The 24482-nt window shown below is 68.9% G+C and carries 22 protein-coding genes; 13 read left to right on the forward strand and 9 right to left on the reverse strand.

The genetic code is table 11. From position 1 onward, the window contains the following. Positions 1-78: 78 nt before the first annotated feature. From FGE12_RS10160 to FGE12_RS10200, 9 genes are all read left to right on the forward strand, one after another. Positions 79-2331 carry a polysaccharide biosynthesis tyrosine autokinase gene (locus FGE12_RS10160; RefSeq protein WP_370458945.1) on the forward strand — a complete coding sequence of 751 codons (2253 nt, stop codon included), beginning with the start codon at positions 79-81 and terminating at the stop codon, positions 2329-2331. 345 nt (positions 2332-2676) lie between these two features. Further along, positions 2677-4023: a sugar transferase gene (locus FGE12_RS10165; RefSeq protein ID WP_194797759.1), complete on the forward strand. Its 1347-nt coding sequence runs from the start codon at positions 2677-2679 to the stop codon at positions 4021-4023. A gap of 170 nt (positions 4024-4193) precedes the next feature. Then, the gene (locus FGE12_RS10170) at positions 4194-5462 is read left to right on the forward strand and encodes an oligosaccharide flippase family protein (RefSeq protein WP_153866190.1); all 1269 of its coding nucleotides are present in this window, start codon (positions 4194-4196) and stop codon (positions 5460-5462) included. After that, complete coding sequence (locus tag FGE12_RS10175) at positions 5450-7153, forward strand: asparagine synthase-related protein (protein ID WP_153866191.1); 1704 nt, start codon at positions 5450-5452, stop codon at positions 7151-7153. The genes FGE12_RS10170 and FGE12_RS10175 overlap by 13 nt, the downstream gene beginning before the upstream one ends. Beyond that, positions 7150-8478 carry an O-antigen ligase gene (locus tag FGE12_RS10180; RefSeq protein ID WP_153866192.1) on the forward strand — a complete coding sequence of 443 codons (1329 nt, stop codon included), beginning with the start codon at positions 7150-7152 and terminating at the stop codon, positions 8476-8478. Before FGE12_RS10175 ends, FGE12_RS10180 begins: the two co-directional genes overlap by 4 nt. Then, positions 8475-9629, forward strand: coding sequence for a glycosyltransferase (locus tag FGE12_RS10185; RefSeq protein WP_370458946.1), 1155 nt, complete (start codon positions 8475-8477; stop codon positions 9627-9629). Before FGE12_RS10180 ends, FGE12_RS10185 begins: the two co-directional genes overlap by 4 nt. 119 nt (positions 9630-9748) lie before the next feature. Then, positions 9749-10687 (forward strand): glycosyltransferase family 2 protein, encoded by a 939-nt coding sequence (locus FGE12_RS10190; protein WP_370458947.1) that lies wholly within the window; start codon positions 9749-9751, stop codon positions 10685-10687. A gap of 9 nt (positions 10688-10696) precedes the next feature. After that, positions 10697-11704: a glycosyltransferase family 2 protein gene (locus tag FGE12_RS10195; RefSeq protein ID WP_153866194.1), complete on the forward strand. Its 1008-nt coding sequence runs from the start codon at positions 10697-10699 to the stop codon at positions 11702-11704. After that, complete coding sequence (locus FGE12_RS10200; protein WP_153866195.1) at positions 11701-12534, forward strand: WecB/TagA/CpsF family glycosyltransferase; 834 nt, start codon at positions 11701-11703, stop codon at positions 12532-12534. The genes FGE12_RS10195 and FGE12_RS10200 overlap by 4 nt, the downstream gene beginning before the upstream one ends. Before the next feature lie 23 nt (positions 12535-12557). Here the strand turns inward: FGE12_RS10200 and FGE12_RS10205 are convergent, their stop codons facing one another. Then, positions 12558-14288, reverse strand: coding sequence for an endo-1,4-beta-xylanase (locus FGE12_RS10205; RefSeq protein WP_153866196.1), 1731 nt, complete (start codon positions 14286-14288; stop codon positions 12558-12560). 35 nt (positions 14289-14323) lie between these two features. Then, positions 14324-14800, reverse strand: a complete 477-nt coding sequence (locus FGE12_RS10210; RefSeq protein ID WP_228530692.1) for a low molecular weight protein-tyrosine-phosphatase — start codon at positions 14798-14800, stop codon at positions 14324-14326. Between the two features lie 203 nt (positions 14801-15003). On the opposite strand from FGE12_RS10210, the gene fdhD reads away from it, so the two are divergent. Together fdhD and FGE12_RS10220 are read left to right on the forward strand one after the other, a co-directional pair. Next, on the forward strand, positions 15004-15888 hold the full coding sequence (gene fdhD / locus FGE12_RS10215) for a formate dehydrogenase accessory sulfurtransferase FdhD (RefSeq protein WP_228530693.1): 885 nt from the start codon (positions 15004-15006) through the stop codon (positions 15886-15888). Positions 15889-15921: 33 nt separating this feature from the next. Next, positions 15922-17019, forward strand: coding sequence for an acyltransferase family protein (locus tag FGE12_RS10220; protein WP_370458948.1), 1098 nt, complete (start codon positions 15922-15924; stop codon positions 17017-17019). Between the two features lie 16 nt (positions 17020-17035). Here the strand turns inward: FGE12_RS10220 and FGE12_RS10225 are convergent, their stop codons facing one another. After that, positions 17036-18196: a tRNA-uridine aminocarboxypropyltransferase gene (locus tag FGE12_RS10225; RefSeq protein WP_370458949.1), complete on the reverse strand. Its 1161-nt coding sequence runs from the start codon at positions 18194-18196 to the stop codon at positions 17036-17038. A 79-nt stretch (positions 18197-18275) separates the two neighbouring features. Between FGE12_RS10225 and FGE12_RS10230 the strand changes: the two genes are divergently transcribed. Together FGE12_RS10230 and FGE12_RS10235 are read left to right on the forward strand one after the other, a co-directional pair. Next, a complete protein-coding gene (locus tag FGE12_RS10230) occupies positions 18276-19010 on the forward strand; it encodes a 16S rRNA (uracil(1498)-N(3))-methyltransferase (protein WP_153866198.1) in 735 nt (244 codons plus the stop codon). A 41-nt stretch (positions 19011-19051) separates the two neighbouring features. Then, positions 19052-20524, forward strand: coding sequence for an aminopeptidase P family protein (locus FGE12_RS10235; protein WP_153866199.1), 1473 nt, complete (start codon positions 19052-19054; stop codon positions 20522-20524). 12 nt (positions 20525-20536) lie between these two features. Here FGE12_RS10235 and FGE12_RS10240 read toward each other — a convergent pair whose 3' ends face one another. From FGE12_RS10240 to FGE12_RS10265, 6 genes are all read right to left on the reverse strand, one after another. Continuing rightward, positions 20537-21757 (reverse strand): DUF2914 domain-containing protein, encoded by a 1221-nt coding sequence (locus FGE12_RS10240; RefSeq protein ID WP_153866200.1) that lies wholly within the window; start codon positions 21755-21757, stop codon positions 20537-20539. 61 nt (positions 21758-21818) lie between these two features. After that, positions 21819-22130, reverse strand: a complete 312-nt coding sequence (gene grxD / locus FGE12_RS10245; protein ID WP_153866201.1) for a Grx4 family monothiol glutaredoxin — start codon at positions 22128-22130, stop codon at positions 21819-21821. Positions 22131-22162: 32 nt separating this feature from the next. After that, the gene (locus tag FGE12_RS10250) at positions 22163-22426 is read right to left on the reverse strand and encodes a BolA family protein (RefSeq protein WP_153866202.1); all 264 of its coding nucleotides are present in this window, start codon (positions 22424-22426) and stop codon (positions 22163-22165) included. Then, a complete protein-coding gene (locus tag FGE12_RS10255; RefSeq protein ID WP_194797761.1) occupies positions 22426-22971 on the reverse strand; it encodes a YqgE/AlgH family protein in 546 nt (181 codons plus the stop codon). Before FGE12_RS10255 ends, FGE12_RS10250 begins: the two co-directional genes overlap by 1 nt. 115 nt (positions 22972-23086) lie before the next feature. Next, positions 23087-23536 (reverse strand): response regulator, encoded by a 450-nt coding sequence (locus FGE12_RS10260; RefSeq protein ID WP_153866203.1) that lies wholly within the window; start codon positions 23534-23536, stop codon positions 23087-23089. Positions 23537-23641: 105 nt separating this feature from the next. Next, positions 23642-24442, reverse strand: a complete 801-nt coding sequence (locus tag FGE12_RS10265; protein ID WP_153866204.1) for an ABC transporter permease — start codon at positions 24440-24442, stop codon at positions 23642-23644. Positions 24443-24482 lie beyond the last annotated feature (40 nt).

The following is a 24482-nucleotide window of genomic DNA, read 5'->3' on the forward strand; positions in this document are numbered from 1 at the left end:
CGCGGTCTTGGCGCGCTGCGCCCGGCTGCCCCCTCTCCGCACGAGCCCATGAGCCCATCCCCCGCGAAGTCGCCCAGAGTGTCTCAGCCCGGAGCCGACGCGCCGCTGCACGCGGTGCCGCGCGGGCGCGCGCCCGAGCCCGACGACGACGATCTCGATCTCGGGCAGCTCATCGGGACGCTCTACGACGGCCGCTGGCTCATCGCCGCCGCTGCGCTCGTGCTCAGCGCGCTTGGGCTCTTCTACGCGTTCACCGCGACGCCCGTGTACCGCGCGGACGCGCTCGTGCAGGTGGAGGAGAAGGGCGCAGGGCTGGACGACCTCAAAGACCTCACCGCGATGTTCACCGGTGAGGCGCCCGCAGAGACCGAGGTGGAGATCCTCCGCTCGCGCTCCATCGTCGCCACCGTGGTGGACGAGCTGCGACTCGACGTGATCGCGGAGCCCCGCTACTTCCCGCTCGTGGGCCGGGCGATTGCGCGGCACCACAAGCAGCTGCAACTGGCCTCGCCGGTGCTCGGCCTCTCCCGCTTCGCGTGGGGCGGTGAGCGCATCCAGGTGAAGCGCCTGAAGCTGCCGAAGCTCCTGGAGGACGAGAAGCTCAAGCTCGTGGCCGGCGAGGGCGGCGCGTACGAGCTGTTCGGTCCAGACGGGGAGCTCTTGCTCAAGGGCCAGGTGGGGAAGCTCGCTGCTTCGTCGGTGGAGCAGGTCGCGGGTGACGGCAGCGCAGAGGTGGAGGCCTTCATCTCCGAGCTGGTGGCGCGCCCCGGTACCGAGTTCCGTCTGGTGAAGAAGCCCTGGGCCGAAGCCGTGGAGGACTTCCAGGAGGACCTGCGCGTCAGCGAGAAGACCAAGAACACGGGCATCATCGAGCTCGCGCTCGAGGGCAAGAGCGAGGAGCAGATCACGACCGCGCTGGACCACGTGATGGCGGTCTACGTGAAGCAGAACGTGGACCGGAAGTCCGAGACGGCCGAGAAGACGCTGGAGTTCATCAACTCGCAGCTCCCCTTGCTCAAGAGCAACCTCGACACGGCAGAGGCCAACCTCAACGCCTACCGCTCCAAGCGCGGCACCGTGGACCTCAACCTCGAGGCCCAGGCCATCGTCGATCAGACCGTGGAGTCCGAGAAGCAGCTCACGGCGCTGGAGCTCCAACGTGCGGAGCTTCGGCAGCGCTTTACGGACAGCCACCCCGCGCTGGTCGCGCTCAAGAAGCAGATCGAGCAGCTGCGCGGCCAGCAAGCAAAGGTCAACGATCGCATCAAGGGCATGCCGGAGGCGGAGCTGCAGTCCGTGCGGCTCCTGCGAGACGTGAAGGTGGCCAACGAGCTGTACCTGCTCCTGCAGAACAAGGCCCAGGAGCTGAACGTCGTGAAGTCCGGCACCATCGGCAACGTACGGGTGCTCGACCACGCCAGCATCCAGTCGAAGCCGGTGAGCCCGAAGAAGGTGCTGATCCTCGCAGGCAGTCTCTTTGTGGGCCTCGCCTTCGGCGTCGCGCTCACCTTCCTGCGCAAGGCGCTGCGCCAGGGCGTCGAAGACCCCGAGCTTCTCGAGCAGACGCTCGGCATCTCGGTGTACGCGAGCCTGCCGCATAGCCCGCGGCAGGAGGAGCTGGTGCGCGCCCAGCAGCGGGGGGCCACGGACGTAAAGCCGCTGGCGGTGGTGGAGCCCTCGGACCTTGCGATCGAAAGCCTGCGCAGCCTGCGCACGAGCCTTCAGTTCGCGCTCGCCGAGGGCGACAACAACACGATCGTGATCGGTGGCCCCCGGCCGGGCGTCGGCAAGTCCTTCGTGTCGGTGAACCTCGCGCACGTGCTGGCCGACGCGGGCCGGCGGGTGCTCCTCGTCGATGCCGACATGCGCAAGGGACTGCTCCACCGCTACTTCGGCGGCAGCCGCGACTCGGGGCTCTCAGAGCTCATCCGAGGGGCTGTGAACATGGCGACCGCGGTGCGCAGCACTCCTACGCCCAACGTGTCGTTCCTACCGACCGGCACCCTCCCACCGAACCCCTCGGAGCTTCTCGCGAGCGAGCGTTTCAAGGATCTGCTCGGGAGGCTCCAGGCCGACTTCGATGTCGTGCTCATCGACGCGCCCCCCATCCTCGCCGTCACGGATGCCGCCATCCTCGCCCGCTTCGCAGGCGTGAACCTGATGGTCATCCGATCGGGCCTGCATCCGATGCGCGAACTGACGGCAGCGGTGAGCCGCATGGAGCAGAACGGAACCCGGCCTCAGGGCTTCGTCTTCAACGACGTGCCAGTCCGCCCCGAGGGGTACGGGTTGGGCCGGTACGGGTATCACTACCAGTACGAGTACCGCTAAGTCCGCCAGTGCGGCGCGCGGGCCGCCTGCATACTTTCCACCACTTGTCGGCGACTTGAGCGCGCGCGCCTGGATTCCAGCAATCCAGGCGCATACTGTAAGTCAACCTGCGATTAGTCAATCTAAGCTGCCGACATTTAAGGGTTTGCACTCACACCGCAAAATGCTTGCCTGCTTGACGATCTCCCGCAGCGCTGCCTATACACGCCGGTCGCCATTCGTTGCAGCACGGACGATCTGCCAGTCCGGGGCATTCCACTCTGGGTGCCGCCGCAGCTGGCTCCGCCGTCGCTCGGGGGTCATGTCGTGAGCCGTATCAGCCGTTCCTTTGGTCTCCTCGCCGCGTTGATTGACGCGTTCCTGCTCGTGAGCGCCTTCGCGCTGGCGTTCCAGCTGCGCGAGCAGCTCAGTGGCTTCCCTCTCCTGGGTAACCTGCAGCCCCACGTGCTGATGGTCCCGGTGGCGGTGTCCGTGTGGGGATTCGCCGGATACTGGTCGGGGCTCTACTCCGGGCGCCGGCTGTCGCTCTGGCGTGAGGCGAAGCACCTCGTCCGCCTGACCCTCTACACGGGCCTGGTCCTCGCATCGCTCGCGTTCCTCCTCAAGCTGGAGCAGAGCCGTCCCCTCATCGTCCTCTACGTGCTGAGCGCGCTCTGCCAGACGCTCGCCTTCCGCCTCCTCCAACGCATCTTCGGCTGGGGTCAGCCGAAGGAAGCGCACCGGGTGATCGTGGTGGGCAGCGGCGCCCAGGCGGAAGCGATCTGCCGCATGCTGCGCACCCGCTCCGAGCACGGCGCGGAGCTGGTCGGGCTGGTCACGGAGGAGCACGACACTCCGGTGCCGCCGGGCGTTCGCCGCCTCGGCATCCTCGCCGACAGCGAGGCCATCTTCCGTCGCGAGATCGTGGACGAGGTCATCTTCGCGGTCCCCCGCACGGCGCTGTTCGAGGTGCAGAGCGCCTTCCAGGCCGCCGAGGACCTGGGGCTCGACACGCGCCTGTGCCTCACCTTCCTCCCGAATCGCTTCGCGCGGGTGGGATTCTCGGAGCTCGACGGGGTGCCGTCGCTCTCCTTCACGTCTGCGCCGGGCAAGCCGCTCGAGCTCGTGCTCAAGCGCGCCTTCGACATCATCGTGAGCCTCACGGCGCTCGTGCTGCTAGCGCCCGTCTTCGGGGCGATCGCGGTGGCCATCAAGCTCACCTCGAAGGGCCCCGTCTTCTTCAGCCAGAGCCGCACGGGCCTCAACGGGCGCGAGTTCCGCCTGTGGAAGTTCCGCTCGATGGTGGTCGATGCAGAGGCGCGCCTGAAGGAGCTGGCGAGCCAGAACGAGATGAGCGGGCCCGTCTTCAAGATCGACCGCGACCCGCGCATCACGGGCATCGGTCACTTCATCCGCAGGACCTCCCTGGACGAGCTGCCTCAGTTCTGGAACGTCCTCATCGGAGACATGAGCGTGGTCGGCCCCCGCCCGCTCTTCGACGTAAAGCAGTACGACGAGCGCTGGCAGTGCCGACGCCTGTCCGTGAAGCCGGGCATCACCTGCACCTGGCAGATCAGCGGCCGCAACCAGATCGACTTCGCGACTTGGATGAAGCTGGACCTCGCCTACATCGATCAGTGGTCGCTGGGGCTCGATCTCAAAATCTTCCTCAAGACGATCCCCGCGGTCCTGCTGGGCAAGGGAGCGCGCTGAGCGGTCCAGGGAATCGTACCTCGGGCCCGAGGTGTTAGCGGCGTCTCGAACACCCGGCCTGCGGACTTGCTCGAGAAGAATGTGCTTCGCGGGCACGAACAGCGCCGCTGAGCAGTCACGAGGCACCGCTGCTCGGCGATGTCCCTGATAAACCCGGTCAGAGCGTAAACATGTTTCGTTGGGGTTCAGACGGCCTGGCGCGCAATACCCTCTGGGCCCTCGCCGGCCAGGGCAGTCGTGTGCTTGTCCAGGGCGCCTACTTCGTGCTCGTTGCCCGGCTCCTCGGAGCCGACGGCTACGGCGCCTTCGCAGCAGCCACCGCCCTCTTTTCCATCTTCGCGCCCTTCGCCAATTTCGGGGCGGGCAACCTGCTGATCAAGCGGGTTGCGACCGCTCCGGATGACTTCTCTGCTGCCTGGGGCAGCGCGCTCTCGACCACCGCCACCTACGGGACTGCGCTGACGGTCGCGGTGGCGATCGTGGCTCGCCTCGTCCTTCCGGTCACCGTCCCCACGTCGCTCATCTTGGCAGTCGCCATCTCCGACCTCCTGTTCGCGCGGATCGCGGAACTCACCAGCCAGGCCTTCCAGGGCGTGGAGCGCATGGGGCGCACGGTCTACCTGCAGGTGCTGCTGAACGTGGCGCGACTGATCGGGATCGGCACTCTCGGGATGGTGGTCCGAAGCCCCACCCCGAGCCTCTGGGGTTGGTTCTACCTCGCTGGTGCCGTGGCCACGGCGGCCTACGGACTGCTCGTCGTGAAACGAGAGCTGGGGCGAGCCCGGTTCGCGGGTCTGGCAGGTTGGAGCGAGCTGCGGGAGGGCCTCTACTTCTCGACCATCATCTCCGCGCACACGATCAACAACGACATCGACAAGACGCTGCTTGCGCGCTTCTCCACGCTCGACGCAACGGGCATCTACGCTTCGGCATACCGCATCATGGACGTCGCGTTCACCCCGATTAGGTCGTTGCTGTACTCGTCGTATGCGCGCTTCTTCAAGCACGGTGCGGATGGGCTGGCCGGGACGCTCGCGTTCGTGAAGCGACTGCTCCCGGTGGCTTTGGCCGTGAGCGTCGGAATCTTCTGTGCCCTCCTGGTTGGAAGCCCGCTCATCCCGCACATCCTCGGCCCGCAGTTCGCCACCACGGCGATCACCGTGCGCTGGCTCGCCATCATCCCGGTGTTCAAGACCCTCCATCACCTCGCCGGTGATGCGCTGTCGGGTGCTGGCTACCAGGGACGCCGAAGCTTCGTTCAGGTCTTGGTTGCCGGGGCAAACGTGGCCTTGAACCTGGTCCTCATCCCGCGCTTCTCGTGGAAGGGTGCGCTGGTGACGAGCATCATCTGCGATGGGCTGCTGGCCTGTGCGCTGTGGGCCGTCGTCTGGGCGACCCGCCGTCAGACCAAGGAAGAGCTCCGTCCATGCCCGGCCTAGTGGGTTTTGCACAGCGGGATCCTGCGCCGAATGACGAGCTCGTCCTCGGACGCATGCAGGATCTGGTTGCCCACCTTCCGCACCACGTTAAGGAAGCCGGCTTCCTCACACCGGCGCTCGCTGTGGCGCGGGTCCACACCGGAGCGATCCAGCTCGAACGCCAGCCGCGGACGGTGAGCCACGTCAGGGTCTGGCTGGATGGTGAGCTCTACAACCAGGTGGAGCTGCGCCGCTCGCTCAAGAAGCCTCTGGCTGAGTCAGAGCAAAGCGATGCCGATCTTCTCGGCGCCCTGTATCTCGCGGACCCCACCTTCGCCTTCTTGAAGCGGATCGATGGGATCTACGCGGCGGTCCTGCACAATCTCCGCAGTGGCGCGACCCACCTCGTCACAGATCGCTACGGCCTGCGCCAGCTCTACTGGACGCGGCAGGGGGAGCGGCTCGCCTTCGCGTCCGAGCCCAAAGCCCTCCTCGCGATTCCCGAGTTCACGCCCCGCATCGACCCGGAGTCGGTCGAGCAGTTCCTGAGAGAGGGGTTCCTGCTGGGAGAGCGCACCTGGTTCTCCGGCGTCACGCTGCTCAGGGCAGGCTCGTTCCTGTCATGGGGCCCGGGCATGCAGGAGCCGAGCATCTCCCGGTACTGGGGCTGGGACGACATCCGCCCACTCGGCGAGGTGCAGACCGAGGATGAGGTCGCCGAAGAGTTGGGAAGTCGCTTCCGTGCTGCCGTTGCCCGGCACTCCCTCCACGAGGGGGGAGTGGGGGTGAGCCTGAGTGGAGGGCTGGACTCGCGCGCACTCCTGGCTGCGGTCCCCGCAGGTCGCAGCGTGCACACCGTCACCTTCGGTACGCGAGGTTGTGCCGACGACCTCATCGCCCGACGAGTCGCGCAGGCCAGGGGCAGCACCCACCACTTCGTCGAGCTGACATCGAAGAACTGGCTCGAGCACCGCCTGGAAGGCGTCTGGTGGACCGACGGACAGGCGGATCTGCTCCACATGCATGCGCTGGTCTCCGCGCAGGAGCAGCGCAGCCATTACGCGGTCAACCTCAACGGGTTCCTCGGGGACGCCGTCCTCGGGGGCTCATACCTCGGTGACAAGCGCTGGACGCTGCCCGAGAAGATCGACCAGCGCGGACGCCGCCTGATCAACGAGGGCACGCGGCTCACGAACAACTACTTCCACAACCGCCTTCCGTTCTTCGACAACCGGTTGATGGAGCTAGCGTATGCCCTCCCTCGGCCGCTGCTCTCGAACTCCCGGGTCTATCGGCGGATGCTTCTACGCCACTTCCCCGAGTATTTTCGCTCCATCCCCTGGCAGAACACCGGACTGCCCATTGGCTGGCCCGGGGTCGTCACCCGTCCCTTGCGCTTCGTCGGGCGCGTTCGGGGCCGCCTCCGTCGGGAACTGGGCCGCATCACGGGGCAGCAGGTGAGTCTGCAGGCCTACACGGACTATCCCACGTGGATCCGGCAGGCCCCTGCGCGCGAGCTCTTCGAGCGCCTCTTGGCCCACCCCGAGGCGCTCCACGCGCAGTACGTCTCGGCGGACACGGTTCGCGCTCGCCTTGCAGCACACTTTGGCGGGGAGGACCACTCCGAGTACCTGTGTCGCGTCGCCACGCTCGAAGTCTGGCTGCAGCAGGTCTATGCCGGCCGATACCGTAACGGAAGGCTCGACGCATGAGGCAGTCTTGGTCCCCACCACACGCCCTGGCCTACGCGCGCGCGCCGCGCTCGACAGCCAGAAGCCTGCTGCGGCGGGCCGAGCATCTCTTCGTCGTGCTCGTGCTCGTGCTGCTGGGAGAGGCGCTCATCCCGCTCCTCAAGCAGGGTGGATCCTCGCAGGGCAGCGAGGGAGATCCGGTCCAGATGATGCTCTGGCTCGGCATCTACGGCGTGACCGCCACGTTCGTGGTCCTGCGTTGGCGCACCGTTCGCCGGGGCTTCAGGCGGGGGAAGGCGGTGCTGGGGCTGACGCTGCTGTCCATTGGCTCGGCGGCCTGGTCTCTCGATGGCTCCTTCACGTTCCGCAAGGCGCTGATCCTCGCGGGGACCACCTTCTTCGGTGCCTACCTCGCGGGACGCTTCAACGGGAGGGAGCTGCTGCAGCGGCTCTCAGAGGCCCTCGTGCTGAGCCTGCTGCTCAGCGTGGTGTTCGCGCTGTTCTTGCCCAGCTATGGCATCGACAGGGAGCTGCATGAAGGCGCCTGGCAGGGCGTTTATGCGCAGAAGAACATCCTGGGGCGCATCAGCGTGCTTGCCGCATTCACGCTGGCCATCCAGGGGGCCGCGGGCCGCGCGCGTTGGCGCTGGCGAGCCTGCGCGGCGCTCGCGCTGGTGGTGCTCGTGCTCTCGCGGTCGATGACCTCGCTGTCGATGGCCGTGTTCCTCGTCCTTCTCACGCCTCTGTACAAGTGCCTCCGCTGGAGGCTGAGCGTACTCGTCCCGGTCCTCGTCCTGAGTGTCGTCCTCTTGGCCTCTGCCCTGTTGGCACTCGCCATCAACTTCGAGCTGGTGCTCGGAGGAATGGGGCGCGACCTCTCGCTCACCGGCCGTACGGCCATCTGGCCCTCTGTCTGGGAAGCCATTCAGTTGAGGCCCTGGCTGGGATACGGCTACGGCGCGTTCTGGGCGGGGTTCGGAGGGGCGGTCGATGCCGTCCGCGAGGCCTCGGGCTGGGAGGTGCGGCACTCACACAACGGGTTCCTCGAGCTCTGGCTCGACGTGGGAGCCGTGGGCCTCGCGCTCTTCGTAGCGGGCCTCCTGTCGACATTCGTCGACGCGGCGCGGGTAGCGCGCCACGAGCGCTCCGCACAAGGACTGTGGCCCCTGCTGTTCCTGTCTTTCCTGGTCGCGTACAACCTGACCGAGACACTGTTTCTGCGACAGAACAACCTGTTCTGGGTTCTCTATGTCGCCGTCTCCTTGGGGGTCGCCGGGCGGAGGAATCGCTGGGTGGAGGCCCCGCGATTCAACCCGATGCCGCAGCCAGGAGCAGAGCCGCTGTGACCACCCGAGGCAGCACCAGCACGCTGGCGCCGAGGGTGCTGATCTACCGCGACCGCCTGCTGCCCCCGTCGGAGACGTTCATTCTCCAGCAGGCCGAGGCGCTGCGGCGCTTCACCCCCGTCTATCTCGGGGCCCAGGCCGTGCGGGGGCTCCCGACTCCGGCAGAGCGCACCTTCGTGGTCCACCCGCGAGACGAGCGCAGCCTGGCCGGCGTTGCCTTCAGGCTTGTGGGAACCGCCCCCAGGCTATTCCGCGCGCTCGAGCGCCTTCAGCCCCAGCTCGTGCACGCCCACTTCGGCCCCGACGGGGTTCAAGCGCTGGGCGTAGCCCGTCGGCTCCGTTGCCCCCTCGTCGTCACCTTCCACGGCTACGACGTCACGGTTCGCGATGAGTACCTCCAGCAGAGCTACACCCAGCGCAGGTTCCTCCGGTGCAAGTTCCAGCTCGGCGAGCGGGCAGGACTGCTCGTCGCGATCTCCCGATTCATCCGTTCGGCCATGATCGAGCGCGGCTTTCCGGAGAACAAAATCCGGGTGCACTACATCGGTGTGGACACCGAGCGGTTCAAGGCTCGCTCTGGGCAGGAGCGAGAGCCGATCGTCCTGTTCGTCGGTCGATTGGTCGAGAAGAAGGGCTGTGGTCACCTGATTCGCGCGATGGCGAGGGTCCAGGCCCGACTCCCGGCTGTAGAGCTCGTGGTCATTGGAGACGGACCCTTGCGGCAGGAGTTGGAGGCCCAGGCCCGTACGCTCGGCCTGCGGCATCGCTTTCTGGGCGTCCAGGCTCCTGAGAATGTCCAGGCATGGTTGGAGCGCGCGCGCGTATTCAGCGTGCCGAGCATCGTCGGCAGCTCGGGGGATGCCGAGGGGCTCGGCATCGTCTTCCTCGAGGCCCAGGCGATGGGTGTGCCCGTCGTAAGCTTCGATACAGGAGGGATCTCGGAGGCGGTCAAGCACGAGCGGACTGGACTGCTGGCCCCTGCCCACGACGACGAGCTCCTTGCGGAGTACCTCTGCCGGCTGCTCCAGGACGACGCGATGTGGCGTGCGTTCTCGGTTGCAGGCAGGCAGCACGTCACCGGGAATTTCGACCTCGCGACGCAGACGCGCCAGCTCGAAGAGCTCTACCTTGAAGTGCTCGACAGGGCATGAGTTACGAGGCAACAGCGTGAAGAGGAACCTCTTCCTCGCCCGCACCTGACGTTCCCCACTGCTCACGCGCCCTGAAGCAACCACGGAATCTCATGCGCTCTCCCTCTCTGGTCTCGGTCGTGATTCCGACCCGCAACCGCCACAGCCTCGTCGTGAGGGCCGTGCAGAGTGTGCTGGCCCAGAGCCACCCGGCGGTGGAGGCCATCGTCGTCGTGGACGGCCCCGATTCGGCAACGCAGCAGGCCCTGGGGCAAATCGAGGATCCCCGGCTGCGTACGAAGGTGCTCGACCAGTCCGTAGGCGGGGCTCAGGCGCGCAACGCGGGCGTGGACATGGCACAGGGTGAGTGGATCGCGTTCCTGGACGACGACGACGAGTGGATGCCGACGAAGCTGGAGCGGCAGCTGCTGCTCGCGTCCCAGATGGATTGCAGAAGGCCGGTCGTTTCCTGCCAGGTGATTGCCCGCAGCCCCACCGGCGACCAAGTCTGGCCTCGTCGCAAGCCGGAGCCGGGAGAGCCCATCAGCGAGTACCTGCTCGCGCGCCGCAGCTTCACGCAAGGCGAGGGACTGCTTCAGACATCCACCCTGCTGATTCCCCGCGTGCTGCTTCAGAAGGTGCCGTTCCGCGTGGGTCTGCGCAGGCATCAAGATTGGGACTGGATGTTGCGCGCGGCACGAGAGCCAGGCGTCGGGATCGACCTGGTCATGGAGCCGCTCGCGATCTGGCACATCGAGGAGCGACGGGCGACCGTCAGCCAGGGCAGCAACTGGAAGTACTCGCTCGAGTGGATCTCGAACAACCGCGAGCTCGTCACGCCGTGGGCATTTGCCGCGTTCGTCCTCACCCAGGTCGGATCCTTTGCCGCTCGTGAGCGGGCTTGGTCGTCGTTCTGGTCGCTCCTGCGGACAGCCTCCAAGCACGGATCCCCGCGGCCCATCGACCTCGCGCTCTACCTCACCTGGTGGGTGGCGCCACAGCCACTCCGTCGGTCGCTGCGGGATGCCGCGCTCCGCCTCAAGGAACGCGCCCTTCCCTCCCGCCCTCGTCGGTCGTGACACACGCCCATGCCACAGCTCACCATCGGTCTGCCTGTCTTCAACGCGATGCCGTACCTGGCCGAGACGGTTCGGAGCCTGCTCGGCCAGTCGTTCCGGGATTTCGAACTGCTTGCCATCGACGATGGATCCACCGACGGCAGTGGTGAGTTCCTGTCCAAGATCGAAGACCCGAGGATTCGGCTCATCCGCCAACCGAACCGTGGCCTCACGGGCACGCTGAATCGGATGCTCGAGGAGGCACGCACTCCCTGGCTCGTTCGCCACGACGCAGACGACGTGGCCTACCCGCAGCGGCTTCAGCGCATCATGGAAGCGATCACGTCCCGGCCGGACTCCGGGATGTTCTATTCGCCGGCGGACTACACCGGCGCGGGGAGGAGCCTCGGAACCTTCCGCACTTCGCGCGGCAGCCCCGCGCAGCTCACGCTGGCAACCCGGGCGGGCTACCTGCTTGCGATCTGCCACCCCACGGTAACCCTGAATGTGAAGAAGACGGTGGCGCTGGGCGGGTATCGGTTCGACCTGCACATCGAGGACATCGATCTGTGGTGGCGGATGGCGCTCCGTCACGAGATCACGCTGATTCCCGAGCCCACAGTCGGCTTCCGCCTCAACACCGGAAGCGTGAGCAGCAGCAACCTGGAGAGGCAGGAACGGAACATGCTCTTCGTGCAGCACCTGCTGCTCTCCCACCTGTGGCAGCTGTCACCGTCGACGCTCGAGCAGGCGGCGCCGGCGCTCGACCGCCTGATGGATCCGAAGAAGCTTCTTTTCCGTCGCCATCTGCGGGCGGCGGGAATGGCGATGGGCGAGCGCGCCTATGGGAAGGCGCTCCTGAACGGCGGGCTCGCGGCCGTGAAGACGCCCACCTATCTGCTCAAGCGGCTCGCCTACGGACGAGGTGAGGACGCGTCAATGGCCGTCAATGGCGTGTCTCCCCTCGAGTTCGCGGCCATCTCGGAGAAGCTCTGGCCGAGCCGGGGAGCGTCGGCCATGCCGGAGGCACGGCGATGAGCAACGTGACCATCGATGTCGCCGGCGTGCGGGTTCAGGCGCTCGAGCGAGGGCACCTCCTGGCGTTGCCCGCGCTGCTGTCAGATGTGCGGGGACAAATCGTGGTGGGTCATCACAACCTGCACAGCATCTACCTCTTCCACCGGGATCCCGCGATGCGCGCCTTCTACGAGACAGCGCGCCTCGTTCACATCGACGGAATGCCCCTCGTCTGGATGGGGAAGGTGGCGGGCTATCCCGTCGGGCGCCAACACCGACACACGAGCCTCGACTGGATTGTGCCGTTCTTGCGGCAATGCGCGGAGCACCGACGCAGCGTGTTCTTCGTAGGCTCTAAGCCTGGGGTCGCCGAGCGCGCCGTTGAAGCGTTCCGCGCGGACGTGCCAGACCTTGTCGCGCACACCCATCACGGCTACTTCGATGACAGCGTGGACTCGGCCGAGAGCGCCGAGCTGATCCGCCTGATCAACGCCTCGGGAGCCGACGTGCTGCTGGTCGGAATGGGGATGCCACGCCAGGAGCGATGGGTCGCCCAGAATGCCCACCGGATCAACACCAAGTTGATCTGGACCCTCGGCGCCTTCATGGACTACTTCGCCGGCGAGATTTCCACGCCGCCTCGTTGGATGGGGGCCCTCGGGCTGGAGTGGCTCGGAAGGCTTCTCGCCGAGCCCAAGCGCCTCGGCAGCCGCTACCTGGTCGAGCCTTGGTCCGTGCTCGCCCACTTCGCTGCGGGGATGGTGCGCACGGAGCGGTCAGCCGCGGCCGCGCGCAGCGCGACCGACGAGGCGCTGGTGGCGCAGCTCGCGCAATACACGCGGACGCCGTAGCGGACGCCCGTGTGGCGGGTCGCTCAGAGGCGGAACTCGAAGGTTCCGTCCTTGCCCGGCTCGAGGGTTACGACCCTTCGCTCTCGCGCACGTCCGTGGACGACGACGAGCTCGTGCGTGCCGTAGAAGACGCGCATTCGAGCGACCCCGTCCGCCGCAGTGCTTCGGTGTTCGCGGCTCCACCATGCGCCCAGCACGAGCTGCTCGTAGGCATCCTGGGCTGGCCGCTTCGACCAGTCCCTCCGGAACATCGCGCCCCCCTTCGTGGCCAGCCAATGCTGACCTTCCCAGAACCCCCAGAGCGTGAAGCCCTGGAGCGCGGGGTGGCTGAAGGCAGCCGTCAGGAAGTCGCGCACGTAGGACGCGTGCAGCAGATCATCCTCGACAGCCACGTCGAACTCGGTGACTTCGAGCGGGCGTTGGAAGGAGGCGAGCCCGTCCCATATGGACAGCACGCTTCGAATGGGCGTCAACGGCAGGGACATGTGTGCCTGGTCGCCAATCACGTCCAGCGGCGCGCCTGAAGCGATGAGCGCGCGAACCCGCTCGGTAGCCACCGCAAGCGGCCGCTCCCCAAGGCTCTGGTTCGCGAGGTTGGCCTCGTTGTAACAGAGCTGTGCTGCCGGGTCGGCGCGGCGTGCGATTCGAAAGGTCTCCGGGAACAGGGACCACCCCAGGTCCTCCCAGAGCTCCGTGCTTCCCACCGCCTCGTTCACGACATCCCAGATGTAGACCTGGCCCTTCATGGCGGCGACGGCCCCCTGGACTCGCTGCTCCACGCGCTGCCGGCCCTGCTCCTTGCTCAGGCCCCTGACGCCTGGACTGTGCGCGTAGTCCCCCCACACGAGGGTATGTCCCCTGATGTCGAACCCCCGTTTTCTGGCCCAGGCTACGGCCTGCTGCACCTCTGCGAGCTGGGCGGGGCTCGCACGCTCCCATTTCATCTCGTTCTCGAACACGATCGTGTTGAAGAGCCGCTCGATCTCGGCGCGATAGCGCACGCTGTCCGGGTCGGAGCCGAGGAGCCTGCGGGCGACAACGGCCGTGCCGAAGTGGAAGCGGTGCCGCAGCTGCTTCAGTTCGACGGAAGCGCCTGGAACCGGCTTCCCACGACGGTCCAGAACACGCACGTTCAGCTCGCCCTTGCGAATCCTCTCGATCCGGGAGAGCGCCGCGGGCCGCCAGTCCCCCGGGTTCGCCTCGCCTCCGAAGGGGTCCACGTTCTCGCGCGGGACGGGGTGGGGATCTCGGGAGTAGTTCTCCAGCCGCACAGTGGCGATCTCGGCCGTGCCACGATCGAGACCGAGCTGAATGTTGAGCTGAGCGTCTCCTTTGGCAAATGCCCGGGAGGCTTTCAGGACGAGCGTGTACTCCTTCCACTCGGGAGACAGCCTCAGCAGGCGCCGTAGCTCCTTCCGGTAGGGTTCCTTCGAGTCCTCCATGACCACTAAGACCCGAACGCGATCCTGACTCCGCATCCAGGCGCGGAAGACGATGACGTCTTTCTCCTCGATCGAGCCTTGTAGGAGCTGGCGGATGCCCCACGCCCAGGTGGGATCATCCGGCGCTGGGGCGCTTCGGAGAAGCAGCGAAGAGCCGGTGGGGCTGTCGCTGCGGTCTCCGAAGTTCGAGGAGACGCGGCGGTAGCGCCACGGGGACAGGAGCGTGGCGTGGAAATCACCATCGGCGATGAGCTCGACAGGCTGCTGTCGCTCCGCCGCGTGGGAGTCGAGTGCAACGAGCAGTGCGAGCACTCTTCCCAGCGCGACTACAGCGCGCGGTAGCTTCATCACCGGGCGAGGCCCATCCGCTTCTCGACGTCGACGAGCCCTCGCTCGATCAACTCGAGTGCCTCCACGAAGGCCTCCCGTGGCCTCCGATAGGGGTCAGGCACATCGAAGCGCCCCCACTTCCCGAGCGGAAAGACCCTGCCGCGAGCGCTGGGCGCAAGGCTCTCGACCGCACGCTGGTGCCCGCCTTCCATGACGAGGATCAGCTCGAAGTCGTGGGCCATCTGGGCCGTCAATTGACGGGCGCGGTGGTCGGAGATGTCGATCCCGCGCTCGAGCATCAGCTCCTGCGCAAGCGGATCAGCGGGGCTCCCGACGAGCGCCGAGACTCCCGCCGATTCGACGACGAGCGACGGCTGGAGAGAAGACCACCGGCTCGCGGCAAGCGCGGCAGCCATCGGGCTCCTACAGATGTTGCCAACGCATACCAGCAGGATCCGATTGAACATATCCGTCGAGCAGGCCTCCATGGCCATCTTGCCAAACCTCAGCAGGTCCAGGCTGATCGTGTTGTGCTCATCCGGCGACGACTCGACGGAGCATGCCTACCTGCTCGTCAGGCAGGTGATGGGAGACGAACGCCGATGGGCTCCGACTTCGACTTTTTCGTGCGACTGCCGTCCGCGTCTTAATTTCCGACAGTGCGAGCAACTAAATGACACGCATGGGCATGGGCTCGATGGCCTCCCAGAGGGAGCGCGAGATGCGGTGGACGGCGCGGGACGTGGTGCGGGTCCGCAGCGGAGTTACCGGGGCAGCGGTCTCTGACGAGGTCGCCGTCGAGGAACCGCTCGAGATCCGCGTGAACGGCGACAGCGTGGCCGTCACCATGCGCACTCCGGGCGACGACGCGCGGCTCGCCGTGGGCTTCCTCTTCGCGGAAGGCCTGCTGCGCTCCATCGACGACGTGGGCAGCGTGAGCCACTGCGGGCGCCCCGGTGAGGAGGGCTACGGCAACGTGCTCGATGTCATCCCTGCGGCCGGCCTCTCGCTGGACATCGAGCGCGTGCAGGCGACCCGGCGCGGCACACTCACCACCTCGGCCTGCGGCGTGTGCGGGCGGCGCAGCGTGGACGACCTGCTCTCGCTCTGCGGCGTGGTCCCCGAGGGCCCCACGCTCCCCGCCTCTCTGCTCGCCGAGGCCCCCGAGCGGCTGCGCGGCGTGCAGCGCGTGTTCGAGCACACGGGCGGCGTGCATGCGGCCGCGGCCTTCGACGCCGCAGGCAATCTGCTCGCGGGCTACGAGGACGTGGGGCGCCACAACGCGGTGGACAAGGTGGTGGGCGCGCTCGTGCACGCGGGCCGCGTGCGCTCGCCCCGTGCCCCCGGCTACCGGCCCGTCCCCGAGCCCGAGCGCCCCGTGCTCCTGGCCATCAGCGGGCGCGCGAGCTTCGAGATCCTCCAGAAGGCCGCGGTCGCGCGCATCCCCGTGGTGGTGAGCGTCTCGGCGGCCAGCAGCCTCGCCATCGACGTGGCCGAGCAGGCCGGAATCACGCTCGCCACCTTCAGCCGCAGGGGCGACTTCAACCTACATACACACCCCTCCCGGGTTCGCGAGATTTAGACAGCTGGACAAAGGGACATATGCTGCCGTGCCGTGAGCTCCCCCGGCCTCTTCGGTCCCCTCCCTCCACCCCGGCATCCCGGCCTCGACGGCGCGCGTGGCTTTGCCGTGGTGGCGATGGTGCTCGGGCACACGCTGGACGCGGTGCTCTCCACCTCCGCCCGCTCCGGCTACTGGGTGCAGCGCTACTGGGAGCTGCGCGGCATCACCGCGCCGCTCTTCCTGCTCGTCGCCGGCTGGGCGGTGGTGGCGGCGCTCGGCAGCCACCCGGACGCGGCGCGCACCAGCTTCGGCAAGCGCGTGCGCCGCGGCCTGCTGCTGCTCGCGCTCGGCTACGGGCTCGCCTGGCCCGGCTGGGGCGCGGTGCTGCAGATGGGCTGGGGTGAGCCGCTGCTCGCCCGCCTCTTCGCCTTCGATGCCCTGCCCTGCATCGGCATCAGCCTCATGGTGGGCGCCGCGGCGCTCATGTTCGCGAACGGACCGCTCAGCCGCACCCTGGTGCTCGCGGCGCTCGCGGTGGGCATCCCGCTGGTGAGCAGCGGTGTCTGGGGCCTCGCGGAGCACGCGCCGGTGGTGCTGCGCAACGCGCTCGGCTCGCCCGAGACCAAGTTCCCCCTCTTCCCCTGGGCGGGCTTCTTCTTCGCTGGCGCGCTCGCGGCGCACCTGATGCGCCAGCTGCTGCCCGGCTGGCCGCAGTCGCTCGCCATCAGCGCGGTGGGCCTCGCGCTGCTGCTCTTCACCCACCTCGTCACGCCCAACTGGGCCCCCACCAGCGCCTGGCTCGTGGCGTACCGCGTGGGCCAGGGCCTGGTGGTGCTCGGCATCCTCTGCCTCATGCCGCGGCTCGTGAGCCGCCGGCTCTCGCCCCTGGGGCGCAGCTCGCTCTGGGTCTACGTGCTGCACATCCCGGTGGTGTACGGCTGGGCGGGCATCGCCGGCATGGCCGAGCGCGCGGGCCCCACGCTGGGCCTGCCCGCGGCGCTCGCGGTGGGCTTCGCGCTGCTGATGGGCAGCTACGGCATCGTCGCCTTCGTGCGCGGCGTGAAGCGGCGCGTGTTCAGCTTCCGCGGCGCGCCCTCGCTGCCTCCTGCGGGCGTCACTGCCGCGGCGCGCATGTCCCGCGCGGGGTAGCGGCCAAGGAGGGACTTCACGCAGCGGGGGCCTGGGTCTCCTGCTGTGAGCCCAGCAGCGTCTGCGCCACGGTCTCCGTCGCCACGATGCGCCTTCCTGCGCGCCCCCCGGTCCACGGGGCCTCGGGCACGGGCGCACTGCGGCGCGCGGCATCCTCCACGCCTCCGGCGCGCTGCTTGTGCACCAGCGTGTAGAGGCGGCGCAGGTCGATCAGCTCACGGGGACCGGCGCCCTCGCGCAGCAGCAGCTGCAGCGAGAAGGGCCCCCAGGCGGCGAGGACGTCGTCGGGGCGCAGGAAGTGGCTCCAGCGCTCGAGCGCGGGCTGCAGCGCCTCGCCTGCGCGCAGGCGCGCCTCGGCCAGGTCCAGGTGCAGGGGCGTGGAGGGCGCGAGCGGCAGGCGCGGCGCGAGCACCGCCTCGAAAGTCTCGCCGCTCGAGAGCCGCCGCGCAGTGAGGTGCATCAGCTCGGGCTCGAGGCCGGCGCCCTCCGGGTGGGCGTTCGCCTCGGCGTAGAGCAGCACGAGCCGCTCGCGGGCGTCGCGCAGCGCCTGCAGCTGGGGCAGCACCCGCGGCGGCGCGCGGCGCAGGCGGCGGCGCGGGGGCGCGTCGCTGTCCTCGGTGTAGCGCAGCTGCGTGTCCACCATGTGCTCGAAGGCCTTGAGCATGGTGTCGAAGCGCGGGAAGTCCCCCTCCATCGCGCCCAGCGTCTCCACCACCGCCTCGATGGTGGAGACGCAGTGCTCCGCGGGCTCGCTGCGGATGCGGTAGTTGCTCGGCCGGCGCGGGGTGAAGCCCACGCGCGGCAGCTGGGAGAGCAGCGGGTTGCGCGCCACCACCTTCTTCGCCTGGTTCCACGTCCCGTCGATGACGATGAGGACCTCGGGCGGCGCGCCGCGCAGCGACTCGGGCGCGACCGCTCCTTCGCCGGGGAAGAGCACCGCCACCTTCGAGGGCTCCTTCGCCAGCTGCTGCAGCCGCTCGAGGTCGCTGAAGTCCACGCCCTGGTACAGCTCCGAGTTGGGCAGGGACAGGTGCGCCATGCGCGCCGTGCCGATGGCCACCCGGGCCTCGCGCGGGTGCTGCAGGAACACCACGCGGGTGCGCGTCTCCAGCTGCGGCAGGTGGGCGCAGTAGCAGGTGGACTGGGGGCGGCGGCAGCGAAGACAGAGGGGGCGCACGGGGCGTGCTTTATGGCAGGGTCGCCAGGGCCGGCAAGCGGCGGTCGCTCGGCCGGCCGGCGTCCCCTGCCCCTCGCCCATGAACCTGCTCCTCCTGCACGACGACGACTTCCTCGCGGACGGCACCGTGTCCCTCACCGGGCGAAGGGCCACCCACGCGCTCGAGGTGCTCAAGGCGCAGGTGGGCGAGGCGCTGCGGGTGGGGCGCCTGGGCGGCCTCGTGGGCACGGGCGAGGTGCTGGAGAACCGGCCGGGCCTCCTGCGCCTGCGCGTGGACCTCACCGAGCCGCCCCCGCCGCGCGCAGGCATCGACCTGCTGCTCGCCATCCCGCGGCCCAAGGCGCTCAAGAAGGTGCTGCCCGCGGTGGCCTCGCTCGGCGTGGACCGCGTGGTGCTGGTGAACGCGGCGCGCGTGGAGAAGAGCTACTTCGACTCGAAGGTGCTCGCGCCGGACTTCGTCGCGGACCTCCTCCAGCAGGGGCTCGAGCAGGCGCGCGACACGGTGGCCCCCGAGGTGCTCGTGCGCGAGCGCTTCCGGCCCTTCGTGGAGGACGAGCTGGAGGGGGTGTTCGGCCCCCGCGAGCGCGCGGCGCGGCTGCTGCCCCACCCTCCCGCCACGCAGGGCCTGCACGCGCTCGGTCCCCTGCCCCCTCGCCGGGTGCTGGCGGTGGGGCCTGACGGGGGCTGGGTCCCCTTCGAGGTGGAGCTGCTGCAGGCCCGTGGCTTCGTCCCCTTCAGCCTGGGGCCCCGCATCCTGCGGGTGGAGACGGCCGTGCCGGTGCTCCTCGGACAGATGGCCCTCCTGCGGCCTTGAAGGACTTGAAGCCCACGGGGGGCTGTTCGAGAGTCATCCCCATGACGACCCCGACCGAACAGCCCGTCACGTCCGAGCCGCAGCAGCCCAAGACGAACAGCTACGACTCCACGCCGCCCCCCGCCCTGCTCGACTTCATGATGAAGAGCTGGAAGCCGGCGAGCGGCAAGCTGCCCCCGAAGCTCAAGGGACACGAGGCCTTCGCCGCGCGCCGCCGCGCCCTCTCCAAGCTCTTCCCCGGCGAGACGCTCGTCATCCCCACCGGCCACGAGAAGGTGCGCAGCAACGACACCTACTACCGCTTCCGCCCGGGCACGGACTTCTACTACCTCACCGGCAACGTGGAGCCGGACTGCGTGCTGGTGCTGCAGCCCAAGGAGGGCGGCGGGCACCGGGACCTGCTCTTCGTGGAGCCCAACCCGGGCCGCTCGGACGCGACCTTCTACACCGACCGCAACAAGGGCGAGCTCTGGGTCGGCCCGCGCCTCGGCGTGAAGGAGAGCGAGGCGCGTTACGCCGTCGACGAGGCCCGCGGCCTTCCCGAGCTGCCCGCGTTCCTGCGCTCGCTGAGCGAGGGCGCCACCCGCCCCACCCGCGTGCTGCGCAGCTTCTCCGAGCGCGTGGACGGCCTGGTGCCGGCGGCCAGCGAGCGCGACAAGGCGCTCGCGGTGGCGCTGAGCGAGATGCGCCTGCTCAAGGACGCGCAGGAGGTGAAGGAGCTCTCGGCCGCCATCGCCTCCACCTTCCGCGGCTTCGAGGACGTCATCGCGGGGCTGCGCGAGGCGAAGACCGAGCGCACCGTGGAGGGCGTGTTCGGCCTGCGCGCGCGCGTGGAGGGCAACGACGTGGGCTACGGCACCATCGCCGCCTCGGGCGCCCACGCCTGCGTGCTGCACTGGACCAAGAACGACGGGCCCCTCAAGAAGGGCGACCTGCTGCTGCTGGACGCCGGCGTGGAGGGCAACAGCCTCTACACCGCGGACATCACCCGCACGCTGCCCATCTCCGGCACCTTCACCAAGGAGCAGCGCGAGATCTACGAGCTCGTCTTCGAGGCGCAGGAGCAGGCGATCGCCGCGGTGAAGCCCGGCAACGACTTCATGGAGCCCAACCGCGTCGCCATGCGCGTGCTCGCCGAGGGCCTGCACCGCCTGGGCATCCTCAAGGTCACGGCCGAGGAGGCGCTCAAGGACGAGCACCAGTTCTACAAGCGCTACAGCCTCCACAACGTGAGCCACATGCTGGGCCTCGACGTGCACGACTGCGCCCAGGCCCGCCAAGAGGCCTACAAGTACGGCAAGCTGCAGCCGGGCATGGTGCTCACCGTGGAGCCCGGCCTCTACTTCCAGCTCGACGATCTCACCGTCCCCTCGCGCTACCGCGGCATCGGCGTGCGCATCGAGGACGACGTGGTCGTCACCGCGCGCGGCTGCAAGAACCTCTCGGCCGACATCCCGCGCAAGGTGAAGGACGTGGAGGCGTGGATGAAGCGGGTGTGGAAGGCGAAGAAGTAGCGCCGCCTACACCTAGCCGCGGTTCACGCCGTACTCGCGCGGCTCGACGCTCTCGTCGGGCCGCACGGTGAAGTCGATGCGGCCGAGCTCGCGCCCGTCCGCCGTCTCCACGCCCACGCGCCAGTGGCCCGGCTGGTAGTTCTGCTTGAAGGCGAAGCCGCGGAAGCCCTCGTCGCGGCCGCCCGAGATGGTGAGGGGAATCGCGTCGTGGCTCACCCAGCCACGGCGCGGGTCCTCGAAGGTCCAGCGCAGGTACACCTGGTCGCGAAAGCGCGTGGGCGCGAAGATGCGCACGAAGCAGTAGACGCGGTCCCCCGCGCGCGCCGCGAAGTCCTGGTCCCCGCGGTGCCACAGCTTCCAGCTCGGCTGCAGGTGCAGCAGCCGGTACTCCGCGCCCAGCTTCTCCACCCCGTGGTAGATGCCGATGTCCTGCACCGCGAGCGGCACCGGCGGAATGGCGCGCGCGAAGTAGAGCCCGAGCAGCAGCGCCTGCACGCCGAGCCCCGGCACCAGCACCCGCCGCAGCGCCGCGGGGCGCCCCCGCCAGCGCGCGACGAAGCGCGAGAGCCCCCAGACCGCGAGCGCCCCCACCCCCACCGCCGCGGCGAAGAGCCAGCTGCTCAGGAAGCCCACCAGCACCGGCAGCAGGTACGCGAGGTAGAAGGTCACGCACAGGCTGTAGAGCCCGACGCGCACCACCGGGCCCAGGCGCCGAAAGCGCGGCAGCTCGTTCGCCAGCAGCAGCAGGAAGAGCACCGCGAGGAACGCGAACGCGGTGAGCCCCGAGGCGCTCTTGAAGAAGAAGAGCGTGTACGAGCTGAGCAGGCTGCCGAAGAGGAAGTGCAGCGCGTCCTCGCTGAAGCGGTGCACGCGCGCGATGAGCCTCGGCGGCGTCTCGCCGTTGCCCCAGCGCTGCTCGAGCAGCAGGAGCCCGCCGAGCAGCAGCAGGTAGCCGCCCTGCTGCAGCAGCGTGGCCGCGCTGTCGATGCGCCCCAGCGTGAGCACGTCCCACGCGAAGCCTGCGAAGAAGAAGAGCGCGATCTCCGCGCGCGCGTGCGCCGCGCGAAACGCCTGCACCCGGTCCACCAGCGTGGGCGTCTTCGCGGTGGGGGTGAGGTCCTCGAGGTCTATTTCGACGGCCGGGGCGGGCACGACCGGAGCGACCGCGTTCGCCGTCGGGGCGGAGACGGGCTGCGCGAGGGGCGCGTCTGAATCGAGGAGCTCGTTCTTCATGGGCGCGGGGTGGGGAATCCGCTTCCCCCACCCCGACCCTCTCCCAGAGGGAGAGGGAGGGCTACTTCGCGGCCACCATCTGCTGCAGCTCGCCGCGCTCGGCCAGCTCGCGCACGATGTCGCAGCCGCCCACGAACTGCCCGTTGATGAAGACCTGCGGGATGGTGGGCCAGTTCGTGTACTGCTTGATGCCGTCGCGCACCTCGGGATCGGCGAGCACGTCCACCGTGTGCACGTCGCCCAGCGGCGCCAGGACCTGCAGCGTGGCGGCGGAGAAGCCGCACTGGGGGAACAGCTTGTTGCCCTTCATGTAGAGGACGATCTTGTGGTTGCGCGTTTCGTCGTCGAAGCGCTTCTTGAGCTCGGGGGTCATGCGTCTCTCCGTAACGGGGAATGCGCCGCTTTTCAGCGGGCGCCGCCGAGCTTCTGCCACTGCTCGGGCGAATAGGTCTTGAGCGCGAGCGCGTGCAGCTCGCCGGTCTCCAGCAGGTCCTTCAAGGGCGCGTAGACCATCTGGTGCTGCTGCACCATGCCCTTGCCCACGAAGGCACTGCTCACCACGCGCGCCTCGAAGTGGTCTCCGGTGCCGGTGGTGTCCACCACCTGCACCTCGGAGCCCTCGGGCAGCGCCGCGCCGATGCGACGGCGGATCATCTCGGGGTCCAGCATCAGTTGAGTCCCTTTCCCATCACCAGCATCGCGGGGTCTACCCCCATCTGGCGCACGAGGGAATCCCAGACCTCGTCCGGCGACAGCTCGAGCACGGGCGCGCGCGCGGCCTCGGTGAACAGCCACGAGCCCTGCGCCATCTCCTGCTCCAGCTGGTGCGGCCCCCACCCCGCGTAGCCGAGGCAGAAGCGCACCCGGGCCTCCGGCGCGCTGAGCAGCGGGGTGAGCGCGTCCATGGTGACGCTGAGGTAGAGGCCCGGCAGCAGCGTGTGCTTCTCGGCCACCTCGGCGTCGTCGTGCAGCACGAAGCCGCGCTGCGGCTCCACCGGGCCGCCGAGGAACACCGGCTCCTTCGCGCGGGCCGGGGCGCAGGGCAGCCCCTGGCCCGTCGCGAGGTCACCGAGCGCGAGCGGGGTGGCGCGGTTGATGACGATGCCCATCGACCCCGCCTCCGAGTGCTCGAGCATGAGCACCACGGCGCGGTGGAAGTTGGGGTCGCCGAGCTGGGGCATGGCCAGCAGGAAGCCGGGCGCGAGCGTCTTCACAGAGGGAGCATCGGCCGTCCGGCGCCCCGCCGCAATCGGCGGCGCGGCCGGGCGGCGCTCCGCAGGCCGCCCCCTGGGCAAGGGCGGCCGCACCGAGCAGAAAGCTACGGGCGCATCAGTGCCAGCTGGTGTGCTTCGACTGCAGCGCCTCGGCGAGCCGCTCCGGCATCACCGGCTTGCCGATGAAGAGGTCCGCGCCCAGGCCCTTGCACTTGCGCGCCATCGCCGCGTCCGACATGGCGCTCACGCCGATGAGGACCGCGTTGGGGAACTTCTCGCGCAGGCGCGACATGAGGGTGGCGCCGCTGCGGCCCGGCAGGAACACGTCCACCACGGCCGCGTCCATGCGCTTGTTGCGCACGGCGAACTCCGCCTCCTCGGCGCTGCCCACCGGCATCGGCTCGTAGCCCCAGCCGGAGAGCATCTCCACGAGGATCTCGCGGCTGGTGGGGTCGTCCTCCACCACCAGCACCGAGCCGCGCACCTGCTCGAGCTTCAGGCCGTCGTCGCGCTCGAGAGGGGTCTCGGTGGTCATCACGGGGGTCTCGTCGGTGGTCAGCGACATGGTGGTGTCTCTCGGGCGTGAAGAGTGTGCAGTGAAGGTCAAATCCCCGCCGCAGCAGGGGAATTCCCCCTCATCGCCCCACATTCGCGCACCCCCTCCCCTGCCTCAGGAGCGGCCGTGCGAGGCCCGCTGCAGCCCTTGCGCGGCGAGCGAGGCCCCCAGGACCAGGAGGACGAGCAGGCCCCAGGCCGGCAGCACGACCCGCGTGCCGCCCTCGTACATGAGCGCGGCGTAGCTGGTGCCCAGGTAGCGCCCCAGGGACATGGGCTCCATCTGCGCGATGCCGAGGAAGCTCACCGTGCTCTCGGCGAGGATGGCCGCGGGCAGGCGGCTGAGGAACACCGCGAGCGCGAAGGGCCGCAGCGCGGGCCACAGGTGGACGCGCAGCAGGTGCGGCCCCCGGGCGCCCAGCGCGCGCGAGGCGGCGACGAACTCCTGCCCCTCGAGCGTGGCGAGGCGGTTGCGCAGCATGCGCGCGGGACCCGCCCAGCCGATGAGCGCGAGCGAGCCCACCATGAGTCCGAAGGGGCCGGGCGTTGCGCGCGGGTACGCATCCGCGAGCGACTGGCCGGCCAGCTGCAGCACCATCACCACCAGCACGTCCGGCAGCGCGAAGAAGGCGTCCACGAGCCGCAGCACCCAGCGCTCCGCCGCCCCGCCCACCGCGCGCGCGAGCGCCGCCACGAGCAGCCCCAGCCCCGTGGACACCAGCGCCGCGCACAGCCCCACCGCGAGCGAGACCCAGAGTCCACCGAAGGCGAGCTCGCACACGCTGCGGTCCGGGCGCACGAGATCCATCCCCAGCGGGCAGTGCTGCACGAGCGCGCCCGGCGCGAAGTGGGCGAGCACGAAGCTCCCCACCCCGAGCACGAGCAACAGCGCGAGTCCCACGCGCGCGCGCGTCATGGTCCTCCCTCTCCCCCTGGGAGAGGGTCGGGGTGAGGGA

Origin of the sequence: Aggregicoccus sp. 17bor-14 (genome assembly GCF_009659535.1) — a bacterium.
Taxonomy (GTDB): domain Bacteria; phylum Myxococcota; class Myxococcia; order Myxococcales; family Myxococcaceae; genus Aggregicoccus.